At 53.0% G+C, this 4,285-nt stretch carries 3 protein-coding genes; 2 read left to right on the top strand and 1 reads right to left on the bottom strand.

The features are described 5' to 3' along the window. The coding region (locus O71_RS24345) for a hypothetical protein (RefSeq protein ID WP_040574380.1) at positions 1–180 on the top strand (180 nt) is incomplete at its 5' end. 49 nt (positions 181–229) lie between these two features. Beyond that, a complete protein-coding gene (locus tag O71_RS15135) occupies positions 230–595 on the top strand; it encodes a hypothetical protein (protein ID WP_007658355.1) in 366 nt (121 codons plus the stop codon). 5 nt (positions 596–600) lie between these two features. Here the strand turns inward: O71_RS15135 and O71_RS15130 are convergent, their stop codons facing one another. Continuing rightward, positions 601–4,020 carry a DEAD/DEAH box helicase family protein gene (locus O71_RS15130; RefSeq protein WP_007658353.1) on the bottom strand — a complete coding sequence of 1,140 codons (3,420 nt, stop codon included), beginning with the start codon at positions 4,018–4,020 and terminating at the stop codon, positions 601–603. Positions 4,021–4,285 lie beyond the last annotated feature (265 nt).

Genomic DNA, 4,285 nt, shown 5'->3' with positions numbered 1-4,285 from the left:
GCACAAGTCGCAACGTCTATCTCCATCAATAACTATTTGGTTTTTGAGTCGACAGATGAAGGCTCCAACCAAATGTGGAAGCGGGAGCGTTCAGCTAGAAAGTCTTACTTGGATAAGTTGAGCCGGAATGAAGATGTGCAGCGGGATTATTTTGATGACAAGCCAGAGGGGGCCGAATAGTTACGAGGTACTACTCGCTTAATTATTTCAGATCTAAACTAATAACTATATGTTCAGAATAAAAGAAGTACCATCAGGTATAATGCTCGAATTAACAGACAAGGATTTTCTACTACAGGAATTTCCTGATTTGGATGTTGGACTATATGAAGCGATGGAATATTGTGACTTTGCTCCTGAAGGAACCGCTAATGAGGAGTGGAGCGATATCAGCGCTTCAATCGGTTATGCCGCTATTGGCCACCTAATCTACGATGATGGCGGCAGCCTAACTTTCAGTTATGGCTCACCTTATAGGATGTTCGGCAATGAAGAGATCCAGGGAGCAGAAATAATAGCTCAGCTTGTTCAGAAAGGAGAGCTATTATTTACCCCGTTCAAATTCAGAAACCAATATGGTAAAGAAATATACTGATCCCCCTATGCCACCCCCGCATTCCCATTAATCTGGTCAATTATCCCAAACAACTGTACCACCTGCGTCTCTTCCCGAAATACCCCATCCACTCCATTAGCGTTTAGCTCGGCAAAAGGGCCTTCGAACAGTTTAGATTTGTCGATGGTGCCGTTGGCGGTTAGGTAGTTGATGAGGCGGTTGATGAACTCAATCTGGTCGGGGCTGAGGTGGCGGCCGTTCATAAACTCAGAGAAAGCTTCTTTAGCAGCGTTTACGTCCAAGCCCACTATACTGCGGATAAAGGCACCGAGTGGCTGGGGGGCTTCGTCGCGCTGGGCCAACTCCTGCAGTAGGTCCTCTTTGGTGCCCCGCTCCTGCCCGTCGAACACGAGGCGCTCTAGTTCGTCGAGTTCTTCCTGTGTGATGGGCTGGTTGGTGCGCAGTCTGCTGATGGTGACGTGGTGGGCGTTTTCGCGAATGTAGCGGGCTACCCGCTCGTGATACGAATCGAGCTTACTGCCGCCTATTTCCAGAATAGCACGCTCGGCCACATCGCCGCTAAAGTCATCTTCGAAATTGGTGTAGGCGATGGTCTGCTTGTCTTTGTCGATAAACTTAACCAGGTCGCGTAAATTTTGGCGTACCTGTTCCAGCAGAGGCAGGTCTACACTTTGCCAAAACTCAGCGGACTGCACCGCTCTGATGAATACTATTTGCGCCTTTACACCAGGTATAGCTTCTTTTCGTAGTAAGCCACCAGCCATTTCGCGTACGCGGTTGATATAGCCAGGCAGGCGCGTGTCTTTTTCCAGTACGACCAGCATCAAGTTCAGGAGTAACAGGTCGAAGCGGCGGGCTAGTTCGTCGTTGCCCTCTACGGGAGCCAGTGGGGCGAGGTACTGGGCAATGTCCTGACGGTCGGCTTTGCTGAGGCCGTCCCAGAGGCTGCGCTGACTGAAGTACTCCACATATCGGAGGTGGCGCTTCACCAGGAAACTGTCGCGGTCGAGGGTGGCGACGGTATGGTGCAGGGTATGGAGCAGCGACTGGCGCAACTGCTGCTCGGGCTCGTTTTGGTGGCTTTCGTGGCGCAGTTGGTCGGCTAGTTGCAGGCGTACTACAAAAATCTGCTCGCTCAGGCTACGCTGCATGGTGGGTTTTATACCTTCAGGGAAAGCCTCAAAAAATTCGAAGTTCTCGCAGAAATCAAAGATGTAGAAAAACTCCTTATGCTGTCCTGGCCCAAACAAATCGGGGCGCAGACGGGTGCCACGGCCCACCATTTGCCAGAACTTGGCGCTGGAGCGTACAGGCTTAAAGAACACCAGGTTCACGATGTCAGGCACGTCTATACCTGTGTCGAGCATGTCCACAGACACAGCAACCTGCGGCTCTTTGTTTGTTTCTGAAAAGTCGTCAATCAGGCTCTGTGCCTTGGGGTCGTAGTTGTCGATGATGCGGAGGAAGCCGCCGCCCAGCTGTGGGAAAAGCTTGTGGAAGCGCTTCTCGATGAACACAGCGTGCTCGTGGCTACGGGCAAAGATGATGCTTTTACCCAGCTTGTCGCCGCCCTGCACTTTCAGGCCGTTCTCCATCAGGTATAGCAGCACCTTGTCTACGGTGTCCTGGTTAAAGAGCCATTTGTTCAGGGCCTGTGCTTCTATCTCGTCGGGCAGATTACCTGTTTCCTCGTCGCGGAACGTAAGCTCGTATTCGGCTTTCTCGGCCTCACTTAACTGACTATACTTCACGCCCTGCCGTTGAAACTTGAGCTCCACCGACATCGCCTTAGGCGGCACAAGGTACTTGTCTTTCACGGCGTCCTGCAGCTCGTAGGCATAGGTCGGCTGGTGACTTTCCAGGCCGAACAGCTCGTAGGTGTTGCGGTCTATCTCGGCGAGTGGTGTAGCAGTAAGGCCCACTACCAGCGCATCGAAATACTCAAATATGGCCTGGTACTTTTGGTATATCGAGCGGTGGGCTTCGTCCACGATGATCAGGTCGAAGTGGCCAGGACTGTAAAAGCGCTCTTCTTTGGTACGGGCCCCGTCAATCAGGTTCATCATGGTGGGGTAAGTGGAGAACACCATGCGGCTTGCGTCTTTTTCCTTCTCTTTGGTAAGATTAACCGAAGACAGGTATGGCACATGCTCACCAAAGGCGTTTTTGGCCTGACGAACAAGAGCGTTGCGGTCGGCAAGGAAGAGGGCGCGGGTCACCCAGTTAGCTTTGCTGAGCAGTTCCACCAAAGCGGCGGCGGTGCGGGTTTTGCCTGCACCTGTGGCCATCACGAGCAGGGCACCCCGCTCTTTGTTCATGAAGTGCTCCCCCACCCTCTTAATGGCGGCTTCCTGGTAGTAGCGTCCTGCGATGGCTTTGTTTACCTCGCCTGCAGTGAGCGGCTGACGCATGGCGCGACGATTCACCAGCCGCTGCAGTTCGTCTTTGGTATAGAAGCCCTGTACCTGCCGTGGGGTATAGCCAGGCGCGGGCACATCGTCCCAGAGGTAGGTCTCGAAACCGTTGGTATAGAAAATAACGGGCCGTTGACCCGTCATCTGCTCCAGGCAGTTGGCATATAGCTCGGCCTGCCGACGACCATTGGCTACGCTGGCCATTGCTTTTTTGGCTTCTACCACGGCCAGTGGCTTGCCGTTGTCGCCCCAAAGCACGTAGTCGGCTTTGCCTTTACCGCTGGCGTTGGTGCTGAGCGGCATACCTGTTACCTCGTACTCGCATACATTGGCGGCTGCGGTGTCCCAGCCCGCTTCGCGCAGCAGCAGGTCGATGTAGCGGCGGCGGGTTTCGGCTTCGGTTATCGGCAGCTTCACCTCAATGGGCTGCTGCAGGTTGTATTGCTTTATCTTTTCGGTCTGGCGCAGGCGCTCTTGCAGCTCAGCAACCAACTGCTGGTTTTGCTGCAATTCCTGGTCTTTGCGCTGCAGTTCGGCTTGTTGGGCCAGGTACTGCGCCTCCAGCTTTTTGGCTTCGGCCAGCGTGGCGTCGGGCTTGGCATGGGTGCGCTGCAGCAGGTTTTCATCGAAAGCAGGTATAGCGGGGCGCTCGGCACTGTAGGCCGTGGCCAGGTATACCAAGAAACCATAGAGGTTGCGCAGCGAGTCAAACGCCTCGCCTGGAGTAATAGCCCTCTTCTGGTGAGCGGCGGCGTTGCCCAGCTTCCAGATGAATTTAATGCCGCCGAACAAGGTATAGGGGAGCTGCTGCTTAAAGGTAGGCTCGTGCAGCAGCGAGCTCAGGTTGTCCTGGTAGGGCAGGCGCAGCGAACTGTCATTGTCGAAGAGCCAGCGCACGGCGTTTTCGAGGGCGATGCGGCACCCGAGCGCGGCGTAGCGCGGGGCGCTGTGTATGTGGCTTTCGGCTTCGGCGGCTACCTGGTACAGGTCGGGCCAACTGGCCTCCAAAAATGTAAAGTTCGACTTCATAGGCGATGGGAACAACAGGTATAAAAATAGCACAATATTTTTATACTTATCGCTTTTGAGAACATTTCGGGCACAAAAAAGCCCTTGGAGGTTCCAAGGGCTTCATATTGATTAATGTGAGATAGTCAAGATATAATCTGACAGTTTAAGTAAATTGAATGTGACGCATTTAATTATTTAAACCCGATTATATCATGACCACTCAAGACAAAATTATCAAAAACAAGTTAGGATTGCTAAGCTTGGCCGAGATGCTTGGCAACGT

The sequence above is a fragment of the Pontibacter sp. BAB1700 genome (assembly GCF_000277005.1).
In the GTDB taxonomy this organism is placed as follows: Bacteria; Bacteroidota; Bacteroidia; order Cytophagales; family Hymenobacteraceae; genus Pontibacter; species Pontibacter lucknowensis.
This window is presented reverse-complemented; position numbering and strand designations above follow the sequence as displayed.